Origin of the sequence: Pseudonocardia sp. MH-G8, from assembly GCF_002262885.1 — a bacterium.
Classification (GTDB): Bacteria; Actinomycetota; Actinomycetes; order Mycobacteriales; family Pseudonocardiaceae; genus Pseudonocardia.
Genome location: NZ_NKYF01000008.1, coordinates 166,602 through 181,666, shown reverse-complemented (window position 1 = coordinate 181,666; position 15,065 = coordinate 166,602). Strand labels below are relative to the sequence as shown.

General features: G+C 72.7%; 14 protein-coding genes. 3 read left to right on the top strand and 11 right to left on the bottom strand.

Translation table 11 applies throughout. The annotated features are described in order from the left end of the window. Nucleotides 1-19: 19 nt before the first annotated feature. The 10 genes from CFP66_RS20425 to CFP66_RS20380 all read right to left on the bottom strand — a co-directional run bounded on the left by CFP66_RS20425 (nucleotide 20) and on the right by CFP66_RS20380 (nucleotide 10,785). Nucleotides 20-1,261 (bottom strand): MCE family protein, encoded by a 1,242-nt coding sequence (locus tag CFP66_RS20425; protein ID WP_094926654.1) that lies wholly within the window; start codon nucleotides 1,259-1,261, stop codon nucleotides 20-22. After that, nucleotides 1,258-2,550: an MCE family protein gene (locus tag CFP66_RS20420; protein ID WP_233159569.1), complete on the bottom strand. Its 1,293-nt coding sequence runs from the start codon at nucleotides 2,548-2,550 to the stop codon at nucleotides 1,258-1,260. Before CFP66_RS20420 ends, CFP66_RS20425 begins: the two co-directional genes overlap by 4 nt. Next, the gene (locus CFP66_RS20415; RefSeq protein WP_094926652.1) at nucleotides 2,547-3,962 is read right to left on the bottom strand and encodes an MCE family protein; all 1,416 of its coding nucleotides are present in this window, start codon (nucleotides 3,960-3,962) and stop codon (nucleotides 2,547-2,549) included. The genes CFP66_RS20420 and CFP66_RS20415 overlap by 4 nt, the downstream gene beginning before the upstream one ends. Next, a complete protein-coding gene (locus CFP66_RS20410; protein ID WP_094926650.1) occupies nucleotides 3,962-4,927 on the bottom strand; it encodes an MCE family protein in 966 nt (321 codons plus the stop codon). The genes CFP66_RS20415 and CFP66_RS20410 overlap by 1 nt, the downstream gene beginning before the upstream one ends. Further along, nucleotides 4,927-6,093 (bottom strand): MCE family protein, encoded by a 1,167-nt coding sequence (locus CFP66_RS20405; protein ID WP_094926648.1) that lies wholly within the window; start codon nucleotides 6,091-6,093, stop codon nucleotides 4,927-4,929. Before CFP66_RS20405 ends, CFP66_RS20410 begins: the two co-directional genes overlap by 1 nt. Beyond that, a complete protein-coding gene (locus CFP66_RS20400; RefSeq protein ID WP_094926646.1) occupies nucleotides 6,090-7,412 on the bottom strand; it encodes an MCE family protein in 1,323 nt (440 codons plus the stop codon). Before CFP66_RS20400 ends, CFP66_RS20405 begins: the two co-directional genes overlap by 4 nt. Then, on the bottom strand, nucleotides 7,409-8,248 hold the full coding sequence (locus CFP66_RS20395) for an ABC transporter permease (protein ID WP_094926644.1): 840 nt from the start codon (nucleotides 8,246-8,248) through the stop codon (nucleotides 7,409-7,411). Before CFP66_RS20395 ends, CFP66_RS20400 begins: the two co-directional genes overlap by 4 nt. Before the next feature lies 1 nt (nucleotide 8,249). Further along, nucleotides 8,250-9,029 carry an ABC transporter permease gene (locus CFP66_RS20390; protein ID WP_094926642.1) on the bottom strand — a complete coding sequence of 260 codons (780 nt, stop codon included), beginning with the start codon at nucleotides 9,027-9,029 and terminating at the stop codon, nucleotides 8,250-8,252. A gap of 8 nt (nucleotides 9,030-9,037) precedes the next feature. Beyond that, nucleotides 9,038-10,183 carry an ABC transporter ATP-binding protein gene (locus tag CFP66_RS20385; protein ID WP_094926640.1) on the bottom strand — a complete coding sequence of 382 codons (1,146 nt, stop codon included), beginning with the start codon at nucleotides 10,181-10,183 and terminating at the stop codon, nucleotides 9,038-9,040. A gap of 257 nt (nucleotides 10,184-10,440) precedes the next feature. Beyond that, nucleotides 10,441-10,785 (bottom strand): hypothetical protein, encoded by a 345-nt coding sequence (locus CFP66_RS20380; RefSeq protein WP_094926638.1) that lies wholly within the window; start codon nucleotides 10,783-10,785, stop codon nucleotides 10,441-10,443. 107 nt (nucleotides 10,786-10,892) lie between these two features. On the opposite strand from CFP66_RS20380, the gene CFP66_RS20375 reads away from it, so the two are divergent. Both CFP66_RS20375 and CFP66_RS20370 read left to right on the top strand, forming a co-directional pair. Then, the gene (locus tag CFP66_RS20375; RefSeq protein ID WP_094926636.1) at nucleotides 10,893-11,546 is read left to right on the top strand and encodes a response regulator transcription factor; all 654 of its coding nucleotides are present in this window, start codon (nucleotides 10,893-10,895) and stop codon (nucleotides 11,544-11,546) included. Then, on the top strand, nucleotides 11,546-12,721 hold the full coding sequence (locus CFP66_RS20370) for a HAMP domain-containing sensor histidine kinase (RefSeq protein WP_094926634.1): 1,176 nt from the start codon (nucleotides 11,546-11,548) through the stop codon (nucleotides 12,719-12,721). The genes CFP66_RS20375 and CFP66_RS20370 overlap by 1 nt, the downstream gene beginning before the upstream one ends. Before the next feature lie 67 nt (nucleotides 12,722-12,788). Here the strand turns inward: CFP66_RS20370 and CFP66_RS20365 are convergent, their stop codons facing one another. Next, the gene (locus CFP66_RS20365; RefSeq protein WP_094926632.1) at nucleotides 12,789-13,631 is read right to left on the bottom strand and encodes a LysR family transcriptional regulator; all 843 of its coding nucleotides are present in this window, start codon (nucleotides 13,629-13,631) and stop codon (nucleotides 12,789-12,791) included. A 70-nt stretch (nucleotides 13,632-13,701) separates the two neighbouring features. On the opposite strand from CFP66_RS20365, the gene CFP66_RS20360 reads away from it, so the two are divergent. Continuing rightward, the gene (locus tag CFP66_RS20360) at nucleotides 13,702-15,057 is read left to right on the top strand and encodes an FAD-binding oxidoreductase (protein ID WP_094926630.1); all 1,356 of its coding nucleotides are present in this window, start codon (nucleotides 13,702-13,704) and stop codon (nucleotides 15,055-15,057) included. The last annotated feature ends 8 nt before the right edge of the window (nucleotides 15,058-15,065 follow it).

Sequence of the window (15,065 nt, the reverse complement as noted above, 5' to 3'; positions counted from 1 at the left end):
CGTTCGCGTCTCGGGTGGGTCAACCGAGCAGGATCTGGGCGAGGGAGCTGAGCGGCGGCGCCGCGACGGCCCGGTCCTGCTCGGCGGGCACCGTTCCGGCGGGCAGCCCTTCCTCCGGGGGACCCGACGGGGCGTCGGCCGGTGGCATCGGGGTCTGCGCTCGTGGCACATTCTGCGCGCCACGCACGTTGATCTCGCTGCCGGGGGGCTCCGCGCAGTAGGCCTCCCGGTTCTGCGACACCTCCTCGACGTCGTTGCCGGCACGGCGGTCGGTGCTCTCGTACCCGCGCGTGCAGGCGTAGGGGTCGAACAGGTTGATCGCGAGCCCCAGGTGCACCGAGGCGTCGCCCGGGGCCACCGTGTAGGTGTTGGCGGCGACACCTGGGTAGGTCACGAGCAGCTGCTGGAGCCCGTCCTGGCGCGGCTGCGCCACTCGGGAGACGGTGAGCAGGTCTGCGACGAGCTGCCCGATCTCGCTGCCACTGTCGCGCAGCAGCGCCCGGACCTCGGTGGAGGCCTCGGGACCGGTCTCGATCAGCCGGCGCAGGTCGGGGTCGGACTCGGCCAGTTGGTCGGCGAGCAGCGCGAGATCGCTGCTGAAGCTCTTGAACGAGCCGGACACCTCGTTCTGCGTGGTGAGCACGGTGCGCCCGTCCTGGATCAGCCGCACGGTCTGCGGCAACGCCTCGACGGCGTCCTCGGTGAACAGGTCGGTGGTGTCGAGCAGCTTCTGCAGCGGCTGCGCGGTGTCGGCGAACCCGACGCCGAGCTCGTCCACGACGGTCCGCAGCGAGTCCAGCGGCACCGAGCGGACGAAGTCGTCCAGGCTCACGACCAGCTCCTCCACCGGCACGGGCGTGGTGGTCCGCGACACCGGCACCACCGATCCGGCCTGCAGGTACGGCTCGCCGTCGCTGGTCGGCTGCAGGTCCACGTACTGCTCGCCGATCGCGGAGAGGTTGCGCACGGCCGCGTCGACGTCGGCGGGGATCGCCGGCGCGTCCTTGCGGATGTCCAGCTGCACCTCGACGCCCTCCGGCGTGAGGCTCAGCGGCCCGACGCGGCCGACGCTCACGCCGCGGTAGGCCACGTCGGCACCGGTGAAGATGCCGCCCGACGCTGCGAGCTGCACGCGCACCGGGTAGGTGGTCATGCCGAACAGGTCACCGAAGCCCGCGTAGCGGAACCCCGCGTAGCCCACTCCGGCGATCGTGACCACCAGGAACGCCACCAACTGCAGCCGGACGATCTTGGTGATCATCGGTCACCTCCGAACAGGCCGCCCAGCAGACCGCCGCCCTCGTCCTCGTCCTCATCCTCGGGACCCGACGTCGGCGCGGACGTCCGGTCCTCCGGCGGTATGGGCGAGCCGGAGCTCGGCTGCGGCTCGACCTCCCCCGGCAGCGGCAGCAGGTCACCCTCGCCGAGCAGCGGGAAGTCCGGCAGTGACGGGCTCGTCGGCCCGAGGAGCGGACCGAGCAGCTGCGAGGTGGGCGGCAGCAGCCCCGGCAGCCCGTCCGGGCCGGGGAAGGGCTGCCCGGAGCGCGCGAGGTTCTCGAGGACGTGGGACAGGTCGAGGTCGGCCTTGACGTACAGGTTGGCGTAGTCGCCCCCGAACGCCTCGACGGAGTTGTCGGTGAACGGGAATGTCGGCAGCAGCGGCAGCGCGTCGACCAGGTCGGGCCCGGCCTCGGTCAGCTTCGCGAGGACCGGCCGCAGCGCCTCGAGGTCGGCCACCACGTCGGCCTGGCTGCGGTTGACGACGTCGGTGGCCACGCCGGAGAGCCGGTCGAGCGACTGCAGCAGGTCGACCAGCTTGCCGCGCTGGGCCTCCAGCTCGCGCAGGCCCGGGGACAGGTCCTCCAGCACCGTGCTGATCTGCTCGCGCCGGTCCTTCAGCGTGCCGCTGAGACGGTTGATCTCGTCCAGGGCGCGGGTGATCTCGGACTTGCGGTCGTCGAGCGCGCCGACCAGCGTGTCGAGGTCGTCGAGCAGGGCGCGGATCTCGGTCTCGTTCCCGGTGAGCGCCTGGTTCAGCTCGTTCGCGATGGTGCGGATCTGCGCGATTCCACCGCCGTTGAGCAGCAGCGACAGGGCGCCGAGCACCTCCTCGACCTCGGCGGCGCGCCCCGTGCGCAGCAGCGGGATCGTGGCACCGTCGGCGATGCGGCCGGCCGCGGCGTTCTCCGGCGCCAGCAGCTCCACGAACTTCTCGCCGAGCAGGCTCGTGGTGCGCACGCGGGCCCGCGCGTCGGGCGGCAGCGCGACGTCGCCGTTGACGAGCACGGTGACCTGGGCCGTCCAGTCCGGGCCGACGGCGATGTCGCTGACCGTGCCCACCGGAACGTCGGCGACCTTCACCAGCGACTGCGGCACGAGGTCGACGACGTCGGTGAACTCGATGGTGAGCTGGTACGGGTCGTCGCCGAGATCGGCGCCACCGGGCAGCTCGACGCCGCGCAGGCCCCCGCTCAGCACGCCGCACCCGCTGGTCAGCAGCGCCGCGGCGGTGGCGACGGCGGCCAGGCGGACCGGCAACCGGCGGCTCACGAGCCACCCCCGAACAGGCCGGACAGGCCGCCGCGCTCGCGTTCGGGCTCGTCGTCCCCGGACGGTTCGTCCGCGTCCCCGGACTCCGTCGGCTCCGCGGAACCGGTGGCCTCGTCGCCCTCCGCGGGCCGGGACGTCGCGCCCGGCTCGGTGGACTCGGCGCTCGCGGGCGGCTCCTCCCCCGTGCCCGGACCCACCGGCAGGCCGGGCAGTCCGGGCAGGCCGGGCTGCCCCGGCGCGGCGGGTTCGGTCGGCAGCGCCAGGCCCGGCACGGGCGGCGGCTTCCCGCTCTGCAGTGCGGTGATCACCTCGGCGGGGCTCGGCAGCGGCAGCGCGCCGTCCAGGACGGGCGCGAGCTTCCCGCACGCGGTGGACAGGCCCTGCGGCAGCCCGTCCGGGGTGCCGCGGCGCACCAGCTCGCAGACCAGCACCGGGACCGGCAGGGTCAGCTCGTTGATGTTCGCCCTGGTGTCGAGGGTGCCGGACGCGCCGTTGTAGGCCAGCGCGAGGTTGCCGAGCGCGGCGGGAGCGACGTCGAGGACCTCCTCGAGCGCGTCGCGCTGGTCGACCAGCACGGCGGTGACGTCGGTGAGCCGGTCGACGTTGGACCCCACGAGCTCGCGGTTGTCCCGGACGAAGTCGGCCACCTCGCCGAGCGCGATCGACAGCTCGCGCACCGCGGTGCCCAGGTCGCCCCGCTCCTCGGCGAGGAACCCGGCGACGTCCTCCAGCCGCCCGTTGAACTCGCGCACCTCGTCGTCGTTCGCGGCGAGCGTCGAGACGAAGGACTGCAGCTCGGTGACGGTGCCGAAGAGGTCTTCGCGGGAGTCGGCGAGGGTGCCGGACAGCTCACCGAGGTTGTGGATCGTGTCGTTGAGCGCCTGGCCGTTGCCGCCGAGGTTCGCGGCGCCGACGTCGAGGGCGTCGGACAGCACCCCGTCGGCGTTGAGACCGTTGGGTCCGAGTGCGTCGGCGAGCTCGTCCGCGGTGCGGGCGAGATCGTCGACGCCGAGCGGTACGGCGGTGCGCTCGAGCGGGATCACGGCCCCGTCCTGCAGCTCCGCACCACCCGAGTAGGTGGGCGTGAGCTGCACGTAGCGGCCGGTGACCAGGCTCGGGGAGATCACGACGGCCCGGGCGTCGGCCGGGAGTCTCAGGTCCGGGTCGTCGATGCGCATCTCGACCCGCACGCGGGTGCCCTCCGGCGCCACCTCCACGATGTCGCCCACGGGCACGCCCAGCACCCGCACCGAGTTGTCCTCGAACACCCCGGTGGCGGAGGTGAAGTAGGCCGTGACCATCTTCGACGGACCCTGCAGCACGACGTAGAGCCCGCTCGCCACCAGCACGGCGATCACCGCGACGAGGCCGGTGAACTGCAACTGGCGGCGGTCGGTGGTGGTGAGCGGCATCAGCAGCCCCCCGGGTTGATGGGACCGAGGGTCGGTGGGACCAGCGCGCAGACGTAGTTGTCGAACCACTCGCCGCTGCCGGTCGCGTTGGTGAAGTAGCGCAGGAACACGGACAGGTCCCCGACTCCCTTGCCGAGCGAGTCCTTGTTGCGTTGCAGCAGCGCGGCCACCCGGTCCAGTTGCTCCAGCGTGGGTCGCAGCTGCTCGCGGTTGTCGGCCACCAGCCCGCGCAGCTGCTCGGACAGCGCGATCGTGCCGTCGAGCAGCCTGCTGATCGCCTCGCGACGGCGCTGGAGCTCGGCGAGCAGCAGGTTGCCGTCCTTCAGCAGCTTCTCGACCTCGGCATTGCGGTCGGCGAGCACCGCGGAGAGCTCGTGGGTGCCGGCCAGCAGTGTGCGGATCTCCTCGTCACGACTGGCGATGGTGGTGGACAGTCGCGACAGGCCGTCGAGAGCGCCCCGCACCTCCGGCGGGGTGTCGCGGAAGGTCTCGGAAAGAGTACCCAGGCTCCGCGCGAGCTGGTCGGTGTCGAGCGCGTCGAGCGTGCCCGACAGCCCGTCGAACGCCTCCACCACGTCGAACGGCGACGCCGTGCGCTCCAGCGGGATCGGCCGGTCCGGGTCGAGCTGCTCGTCGCCCTGCGGATCGAGGGCCAGCCTCTTCGCGCCCAGCAGGGTGCGGATCTCGATCGACGCCGACGTGCGGTCGCCGACCCACGCCTCGTCCACCGTGAACGTGACGAGCACGCGGTCCCCCGCCAGCTCGACGGAGTCGACGCGCCCGGCCTCGACACCGGCCACGGTGACCATGTCGCCGTCGGCGAGGCCCGCGGCCTCGGCGAACTCCGCGCTGTACGTGCTGCCGCCGCCGAAGATCGCCGGCCCGTTGAAGGCCAACCCCGTGACCAGCGCGATCGCCAGCAGGCCGATGATCGCGATGGACACAGGGCTGCGGGTGCCGGGCATCAGCCGCCACCACCCTGGGACAGGTCGGGCAGGCGCAGCTCCGGCAGCGGCAGCTCGGGCAGCGGCCCGCCGTCGGGCAGGCTCGGCGGGATCCCGCCGAGCAGCTCGGGCCGCTCGTCCTGCACGCCGTTCGGGTCCGAGCCGCAGCGCGGCGCCGAGCTGGTGAAAGCCGGGATCTCGAAGGCAGGGAGGTAGGGATCCAACCCGATCTCGCCGGACAGCCCGCAGAGGTAGAAGTTGAACCAGCTCCCGTAGCTGCCGGCGCGCGTGACGGTCTGGAGCTTGCCGGGCAGGTTCTGGATCGTCTGCTCGAGCTCCTCGTCCTGCGCGTTCAGGTTCTCCGACAGGTCGCCCAGCAGCCCGATGTCGTCGCGCAGCGGGGGCCGCGCGTCGGCGAGGAAGCCGGCCGTCACGTCCGTGAGCTCGCCGACCGACACGATCGCCTCCCCGATCGGCTCGCGGTCCTCGGACAGCCCGGAGACGAGCGCCTGCAGCGAGCTGATCAGCTCCGACAGCTGCCCGTCGCGGGCGTTGACCGTCTCGAGCACCGCGTTCAGGTTGTCGATGACCTGACCGATCACCTCGTCGCGGTCGGCGATCGTGTTGGTCAACGAGGCCGTGCTGGCGAGCAGGCTCTTCACCGTGCCGCCCTGCCCCTGCAGAACCTGGATGATCTCGAAGGAGAGCTGGTTGACCTGCTCCGGGTCGAGCGCGGTGAACAGCGGCTTGAACCCGTTGAACAGCACGGTCAGGTTGAGCGGGGGCCGGGTGCGCTCCACCGGGATGGAGCCGCCCTCGGGCAGCTGCTCCCCCGTCGGTCCCGCACCCTGCTCCAGCGCGAGGTAGCGCTGCCCGATGAGGTTGCGGTAGAGGATCGAGGCGTTCGCGGTGGCGGGCAGCGGCTGGTCCCGGGCCACGCTGAACTCCACCTCGGCGAGACGCCGGTCCACGATCCGCACGTCGTCCACGCTGCCGACGACGACACCGGCGATCCGGACGTCGTCGCCGCGCAGCAAGCCGCTGGCGTCGGTGAACCGGGCGGTGTAGGTGGTGCGCTCGCCACCGGAGGCGTTGGCGATGGTCAGGGCGAGCACGGTGGTGGCCATTGCCACGACCACCGCCAGCGTCAGGAACTTGACCAGCGGGCCGAACGGGATCCGGGTCATGTCACCGTCACCTCGGTCCCCCGGTACAGCGGACCCACGAGCATCGTGCTCCACGCCGGCACCGCGTCGGGCGACGTGCCGTCCTGGACGGCGAGCAGCTCGGCGACCATCTGCTGCTCACCAGGGGAGTTCGGCACGCCCATGCCGGTGCCGCCGAAGGACGTCGGCACCGCGTCGAAATCCTCCGCGTCGCCGTACAGGGTGCCGATCGACGGGTTGTCGTGCGGCTTCGTCCCGTCCTCGAACGGGCCGTCGGGGGGCTGCTCGGGGCTCAGCTCCATGATCGGGTAGCAGCGCGGACCACGGTCGTCGAGGTAGCGCGGCTCGTCCTGGTCCGGCACGTACTTGCCCTGGTTGGCGACGATCTCGAGCGTGACGCGCAGCCCGGGCCGGTCGCTGCCGGCACCGAACGCCTCGTCGAGCCGAGGCACCAGACCCGCGACCTGGTCGAGCAGGCACGGGAACTCCGGGGAGTACCGCGCGAGGGTCTCGAGCGTCGGGCGGGCCGAGTCGGCGAGCCCGATGATGTTCTCGCCGTTGGCGTCGAGGAAGCCGCGCAGGTCGTCCGAGGCCCCGGTGAGGCCGGTCAGCAGCTCGCGCAGCTGCTCACGCTGCTCGACGACCGTGCGGCTGGTGACGGTGAAGTCCTCCAGCGCGTCGAGCAGGTCGGGCGCCGCCTCGTCGAGGTTGCCGGAGAAGTCGGCGAGCTGGGTGATGTCCTCCTGCAGGTCCGGGATCGCCGGGCGGAGCCCGCCGGTCAGCTCCTGCAGCCGCACCAGCGTCTCGCCCAGGTCCTCGCCCCGCCCGGCCAGCGCCTGCGACAGCGCCCCGAGGGTGGTGGCCAGGTCCTGCGGCTCCACGGCGGTGAGCAGCGGCAACAACCCGTCCAGCACACGCTCCACCTCGCGGGCGGCGTCGCTGCGGTCCATCGGGATGACGTCACCGGCCGCCAGCGGGGCCGACCGCGATGCCGACTGCGGCCCGTCGGGCAGCACGAGCGAGACGTACCGCTCGCCGAACAGGGTCTTGGGGATCAGCCGCGCCGAGACGTCGGCGGGGATCTGCCCGACCTTGTCCGGGTCGATGCGCAGCTCGACGGTGGCGGCGTCGCCGTCGGTGCTCACCGACTCGACCTCGCCGACGTTCAGGCCGCGCACCTTCACGTCGGCGCGCTCGCCGAGCTGGTTGCCCACCCGCTCGACCTGCAGCGTGACCGGCACGCCGGCGTCGAACGCGCCGGCGTACTCGCCGACGGCGAGGCCGCTCAGGGCGAGCAGCACGACCACGAACAGCAGCCCCTGCAGACGACGCTTGATCATCCGGAAACCCTCACCGACGTCTCGGTGCCGTACAGGACCAGCGTGAGGAAGAAGTCCATGATCGCCGTGCTCACGATCGACAGCCGCACCGAGCGGCCCACCGCGATCCCGACGCCCGAGGGGCCGCCCCGCGCCGTGTAGCCGTAGTGGCAGTGGATCAAGATGACCATGATCGCGAACACGATCACCTTGAGGTAGGAGTAGAGGACGTCGCTCACCGGCAGGAACAGGTTGAAGTAGTGGTCGTACGTGCCGCCGGGCAGCTGGTTGATCACCGTGACGTTCAGCCGCGACGCGACGAAGCTCGCCAGCAGGCCGATCGTGTACATCGGGATGATCGCGATGACGCCCGCGATCACGCGCGTGGTGATGAGGAACGGCACGCTGGGCACCGCCATCACCTCCAGCGCGTCGATCTCCTCCGAGATCCGCATCGCGCCGAGCTGCGCCGTGAACCCGGCGCCGAGCGTGGCCGTCAGTGCTGCCGCGGCCACCAGCGGGGCGATGTCGCGGGTGTTGAAGTACGCGGTGATGAAGCCGGTGAGCGCCTCGACGCCGAGCGAGTCGAGGGCGCGGAAGCCCTGCAGGCCCACCAGGGAGCCGACGAACAGCGACAGCGACAGCATCACGCCCGCCGTGCCGAGGATGACGATCAGCGCGCCGGACCCGAAGCTGACCTCGGCGAGCAGCCGGCCGATCTCGCCCCGGTAGCGGCGCAGGGTGCGCGGCGTCCAGGCGATGGCGCGGGCGTAGAGCGAGAGCTGGTCGCCCAGCTCCTCCAGCGCGTTCAGCGGCACCTCCGCCAACCGCCGCGCACGACCGCTGCGCAGTGCCACGTCACGACCCCTTCGGCGGGACGAGCTCGAGGTACAGGCCCGTCAGCACCAGGTTGATCAGGAACACCAGCACGAAGGAGATGACCACCGACTGGTTCACCGCGTCCCCGACGCCCTTCGGCCCCGGCGGCGGGTTGAGCCCCCGGTAGGCCGCCACGACACCTGCCGTGAAACCGAAGAGGAACGCCTTGAGCTCGCTCACGACGATGTCGGACACCTGGGCCACGGCCGAGAAGCTGGCGATGTACGCGCCCGGCGTGCCGCCCTGCACGATGACGTTGAAGAAGTAGCCGCCGCCGACGCCCACCACGCTCGCCAGCCCGTTGAGCACCACCGCCGTCGTGGCCATCGCGAGCACCCGCGGCACGACGAGGCGCTGGATCGGCGAGATCCCGAGCACCTTCATGGCGTCGATCTCCTCGCGGATCGTCCGCGCGCCCAGGTCGGCGCAGACCGCGCTGCCGCCGGCCCCGGCGATCAGCAGCGCGGTGACGATCGGGGCGGCCTGCTGCACGATCGCGAGCACCGCGCCGGCGCCGGTCTGGCTCTGCGCGCCGAACTGGCGGGTGAGCTCGGCCAGCAGCAGCGCGATCGTGGCGCCGAACGGGATCGTGAACAGCGCCGTCGGCAGCGCCGAGACCTTCGTGACGAACCAGGTCTGCTCGATGTACTCACGCAGCTGGAACGGCGGCTTGAACGACGTGCGCACGATGTCGATGGCGAGCGCGAACAGCCTGCCGACCGGCGTCAGCGCACGGGTGATCGGGGCGGGAGAGGTCATCGACTACCTCAGCGCCTGCGCCAGCGGGGGCGGGACGCGGGTGAGGGCCGCAAGGACTGGGTGGCGTCGTAGCCGGGGTCGTACCCCTGCAGGTCGGTGACTTCGGGAGCGGCGTAGGCCATGCCCGCGGACCTCTTCGGTGGCAGGCCCGGCTTCTGGATCGGGCCGGTCGGCGGCTCGTACGGGAGCGGGTCCTCGGCGTAGCTGTCCCGGATGGCCTGCTGCGCCGCGGGCGGCAGCGTGTGCAGCATCTGCAGCACCCGGTCGCGGCGGCGGCCGACCGCCATGCGCTCCCCGACACCCGGGCTGGGCTGGAGCTGGGGCTTGAGCGCCGGCAGCCCTTCCAGCTGGCCCGCCTCCTCCATCTCCCGGGCGGCCTGCGCTGCGTCCTTCTCCTCCGCCATGCCGATCGGGCCCTGCGTGCGACCGTTGAGGAACTGCGCCACCGCCGGCTCCTCCGACGTCAACAGCACCTCGCGCGGGCCGAACATCGCCAGGCGCTTGCGGTAGAGCATGCCGATGTTGTCCGGCACGGTCTGCGCGGTGTTGATGTCGTGGGTGACGATCAGGAACGTCGCGTCCGTCTGGGCGTTCAGGTCGACGATCAGCTGGTTGATGTAGGCCGTGCGCACCGGGTCGAGTCCCGAGTCCGGCTCGTCGAACAGGATGATCTCGGGCTCGAGCACCAGCGCCCGCGCCAGGCCGGCACGCTTGCGCATGCCGCCGGAGATCTCGCCGGGCAGCTTCATCTCGTCGCCGGTGAGCCCGACCAGCGCCATCTTCTCGTCGACGATGTCGCGGATCTCCGACTCCGACTTCGAGGTGTGCTCGCGCAGCGGGAAGGCGATGTTGTCGTAGAGGTTCATCGAGCCGAACAGCGCGCCGTCCTGGAACAGCACGCCGAACAGCTTGCGCAGCTCGTAGAGCCGCGACTCCGAGCAGCGCACCAGGTCGGTGTCGTGGATGACGATCGACCCCCGCTCGGGCTTGAGCAGGCCGATCAGAGTCTTGAGGAACACCGACTTGCCCGTGCCCGAGGGCCCGAGCAGCACCGAGACCTCGCCGGGCGGCAGTGTCAGGGACACGTCGGACCAGATGTTGGCGCGCCCGAAGGACTTCGAGAGCCCTTCGACCTTCACCTCTACGCCCGCCACCAAGGCCTCCCGAACCGTTCCGAGGGGCTCGCCGGCACTGCCAACGCTCGGGCGGCCGGCTGCCCACAACCGCACAACGACATCCCGTGGGGCGGGTTACTCGCGAGTTAGGTTCGGATCGGAAGTTGCTCCGAATGGAGCGGAGCGCGTCACCCAGGCGTAGTACGCAGCTCGCTCTCCGTCCGAGGGTCGCGCGCGAGAGTGCCGGTTCCCGGCGGGATCGCGGTGGGAGGCGCGCCCCGATCGTGGGCCGGTGATCAGCGCCCCGGAACCGCGGGCGGCGGGGGCGGCGCCGGTGCCGAGGGCGGCTGCGGGTCCACGGGCAAGGCGGCTCCAGGGGGCAGCTCGCCGTCGCACGCCGCTGCGGCGGCTCGGTAGACGGACGAGAACGGGTCGATGCCCCCGGCACCGGGTTCCAGCTGCAGCCGGCCGTCCTCGGTCACGGTGCCGTCCGGGAAACCGGGCAGGCCGTGGGCGCGCATGCACGCGACGTAGCCGTCGACCGGATCGGCGGTCGCCTCCGGGGCCACGGCCGAGGCCGTGACCGTCAGGATCGTGGTCGCGGCTGCGACGACGGCGATGGTGCGGGCGGGTGTGGTCATGCTCGATCCTCCGTTCGGTGGGAGGGCCATCAGAGCGTCCGGCCGGTTTCGGCGCGGGAACGGCGGTTGTGACCCCACCGCAACCCGGCACCCGGGATGCTGCAGACGTGCGCGTGCTGATCGTCGAGGACCACGAGGAACTCGCCGGGACCCTGGCCACCGGGCTGGCCCGCGAGGGCATGGCCGTCGACGTCGCGCTGGACGGCGGCACCGCGCTCTACCGGGCCGGGATCCACGACTACGACGTCATCGTCCTGGATCGCGACCTGCCCGGTGTGCACGGCGACGAGGTCTGCCGGTCCCTCGCCGCCCGACGGTGCGACGCGCGGGTGCTCATGCTGACCGCGGCCGGCACCATCGCCGACCGCGTGGCGGGCCTGGGGCTCGGCGCCGACGACTACCTGCCCAAGCCCTTCGCCTTCGCCGAGCTGGTGGCCCGGATCCGCGCGCTGGGCCGGCGGTTGCAGCCGGCACTGCCGCCGGTGCTGGAGCACGCGGGTCTCCGGCTGGACACGGCCCGCCGGGTGGCCACCCGCGACGGGCGGCGTCTGGGGCTGAGCCCCAAGGAGTTCGCCGTGCTGGAGCTGCTGCTGTCCGCGGACGGCGCCGTCGTGTCCGCCGAACGCCTCCTGGAGAAGGCGTGGGACGAGGCCGCCGACCCGTTCACGCAGTCGGTGAAGGTGACCGTGAGCCGGTTGCGCCGCAAGCTCGGGGACCCGCCGCTGATCGAGACGGTGCCACAGGCCGGGTACCGGCTCTGATGCCGCCGGCGCCCGGGCGGCCCACCGGTACCGTCCGGCTCCGGATCACCGTGCTCTACACCGGGCTGTTCCTGACGACCGGGATCCTGCTCGTCGTGCTCGTGTACGTGCTGGCCGCGCACGCGCCACTGCCCGAGATCCCGCCCGCACCGTCCCCGCCCCCCGCGCCGCCGGCACCCGACGGGAGCGGCGCGATCCCGCAGCCCCCGGCGCCCCCGCCGACCGCGGCCGTTCCCGAGGGCCGGATCGGCGGGCAGCGCACGATCGACGTGCAGCGGCTCCTGGTCAGTTCGGTGCTCGCGCTCGCGGTCATGGGCGTGGCCTCCCTGGCGCTGGGCTGGCTGGTCGCCGGGCGCGTGCTCCGCCCGCTCGCCACGATGACGGCCACCGTGCGGCGGATCTCCGCGGACGACCTCGACCGGCGGCTCGCCGCCACCGGCCCCGACGACGAGCTGAAGGAGCTGGCCGACACCTTCGACGGCCTGCTGGATCGGTTGGAGCGCGCGTTCACCGCGCAGCGGCGGTTCGTCGCCGACGCCTCCCACGAGCTGCGCACGCCGTTGACGCTGCAACGCACCACGATCGAGGTGGCACTGGGCGACCCGGGAGCGACGTCCGGCTCCCTGCGCGACACGCTGCGACGGCTGCTCGCCTCCGGTGAGCACCAGAACCGCATCATCGAGGCCCTGCTCACCCTGGCGCGCAGCCAGCAGGGCCTCGACCACCGGGAGGAGGTCGACCTGGCTGCCGTGACGCGGACCGCGCTGGACGCCGACCGCGAGTCACCCGCGATCCGCATCGACGCCGCACTCGCCCCCGCCACCGTCGCCGGCGATCCGGAGCTGCTCGCACGGCTGGTCGTCAACCTGCTCTCCAACGCCGAGCGTCACAACGTGCCCGGCGGCTGGGTGCGCGTCTCGACCTCGAGCGGGCGGGACCGCGTGGTGCTGACCGTGACCAACAGCGGTCCGGCCGTCCCGCCCGGGCGGGCTGCGGACCTGCTCGAGCCGTTCCGCAGGCTCGGCCCGGCGCGCACCGGGGACCGCGGGCTGGGGCTCGGGTTGTCCATCGTCGCCGCGATCACCCGTGCGCACGGCGGCGCGATCGACCTGCACCCGCGCCGGGAGGGCGGGCTGCAGGTGCGGGTCACCCTGCCCTCGAGCGCCGCCGGCTGACGGGACGTCCGGCGGGTGCAGGTCCTCGACGTGGAGGCGCGCGTCCCGCCTCGACCGGGGGTCGCGGTCAGGTCCCGGGCGACACGGCCGCGGCGAGCGCCGCGACGCGGGCCGTGCGCTGTCCGCGACGCCAGCACAGCACCCAGCGCACCGAAGGCGAGCCCGGCGCGAACGGCACCATGGCCAGGCTCGGGCGGGCGAAGTAGTCCGCGGCGTGCGCGGCCAGCGGGCAGACCCCTTCACCTGCGGCGATGAGCGCCATGAGGTCCAGCAGGGTGGCGGCGGTGCGGTCGGGCTCCCGCCGGTACGGCGCGGCGCGGCGGCCGGCCCGGAAGACGGTCTCGCCGTCGAGGTCGGGCAACGCCACCGTTTCCCGCGCCGCCAGGCGGTGCGCCCGCGCCATCGCGAGCACGGCGGGCTCGCGGTACACCTCGGGGCCCTCCTCGAACCCGTCCTCGTCGACCGGCGCGTTCGTGACGGCGACGTCCACGTCCCCGGCGCGCAACAGGTCCAGCGGGTCGGTGAAGCCGGTCTCGCGGAACACGACCTCGACACCGGGGTGCCGCGCCCGGAAGCGGGCGAAGGCGCCCGCGGCGAGCTCCGCCACCGCCGGCGCCTCCAGCCCGACGGCGAGCGTGCCGGTGACCCCGCGTCCCGCGGCGACCGCCGCGGCCACGCCCTTCTCGATGCGGTCGTGGCCGGCGCGGACGTCCGTGTAGAGCGCGGCGCCGACCGGGGTGAGGGCGACGCGCCGGCTCGTGCGCTCGAACAGGGAGACGCCGAACCGCCGCTCCAGCTTCGCGATCGTCTGGCTGACGCGGGCCTGGGAGACGAGCAACCGCTCCGCCGTACGCCCGAAGTGCAGCTCCTCGGCGAGGGTCAGGAAGATCTCGATCTCCCGGCGTTCCATAACTCTCAGATTATCAGTCCATGCTGACCCCGTCATTGTTCCCGCAGGTCAACGCGCAGATAGTCGAGGCATGACGAACTTCCTCTCACCCGGCGATCAGGGCTACGACACCGGGCGCACCGGCTACAACCTCGCTGTCGACCACAAGCCCGAGGTGGTCGTGCCCGCAGCCTCCGTCGACGACGTCGTCGCTGCGATCCGCTACGCCACCACGCGCGGCCTCGGCGTGGCCGTGCAGGCGACCGGCCACGGGCCCTCCCGCAGCGCCGACGGCAGCGTCCTGATCAACACCTCCCGGATGGACGGCATCACGATCGACCCCGTCGCCCGCACGGCGCGGGTCGAGGCGGGCGTCCGCGGGAGTGCGCTGGTCCGCGCGGCCGCCGAGCACGGTCTGGCCCCGCTGAACGGTTCGTCGCCCGAGGTCGGAGTGGTCTCCTACCACCTCGGCGGCGGCATCGGGATGCTCGGACGCAGCCTCGGCTGGGCCGTGGACCACGTCCGCGCACTCGAGGTCGTCACCGCCGACGGCGTGCTGCGCCGGGCGAGCGCCACCGAGGAGACCGAGCTGTTCTGGGCGTTGCGCGGGGGCGGCAAGGGCACGCTCGGCGTCGTGGTCGCGATCGAGATCGACCTGCACCCGGTGGCACGGCTGTACGGGGGTGGCATGCACTTCGCCGCCACCGACGCCGAGCGCGTCCTCACCACCTGGGCGGAGTGGGCGCGCACCGCGCCCGAATCGATGGGCTCGTCGGTGCTGTTGATCCGGATGCCGGACCTGCCCGTCCTGCCCGACGCGCTGCGCGGCCGGTACGTCGTCCACCTCCGGTTCGCGTTCACCGGCAGCGCCGAGGAAGGGACGCGGCTGGTGCGGCCGTTCCGCGACCTCGTGGGCGGTGGCCGGCCGATGAGTGACACCGTCGTGGAGATGCCGTACTCGGCTGTCGGGTCGATCCACGCCGAGCCGACGACACCGGTGCCGTTCCACGCCCGCAACACCATGCTCGCGTCCCTCGACGCCGCCGCCGTGGCGGAGCTGCTGCGCCATGCGGGGCCCGACGCGGACGCGCCGCACCTGGTCGAGTTGCGGTTGATGGGCGGGGCGCTCGCCCGGCCCGGGGCGGTGCCGAGCGCGCTCGCCCGCCGCGACGGCGCCTTCGTGCTGTACGCGGGCGCGACCGCGGAACCCGAGCGGGTCCCTGCGGTGCACGCGGCCTACGACCGGCTGTTCACGGCGATGGCGCCGTGGAGCACCGGCGGGGCCTGCGTGAACTTCCTGTCCGGGCCGGACGTGACCGCCGCGCAGCTCGCCACCGCCTACCTACCGGCCGATGTCGACCGGCTCGCCGCGGTCAAGCGCGCCGTCGACCCCGGCGACGTGTTCCGCACCCATCACGGGCGCGCAGACCGACCCGGCGCGATGTAGTGATCACC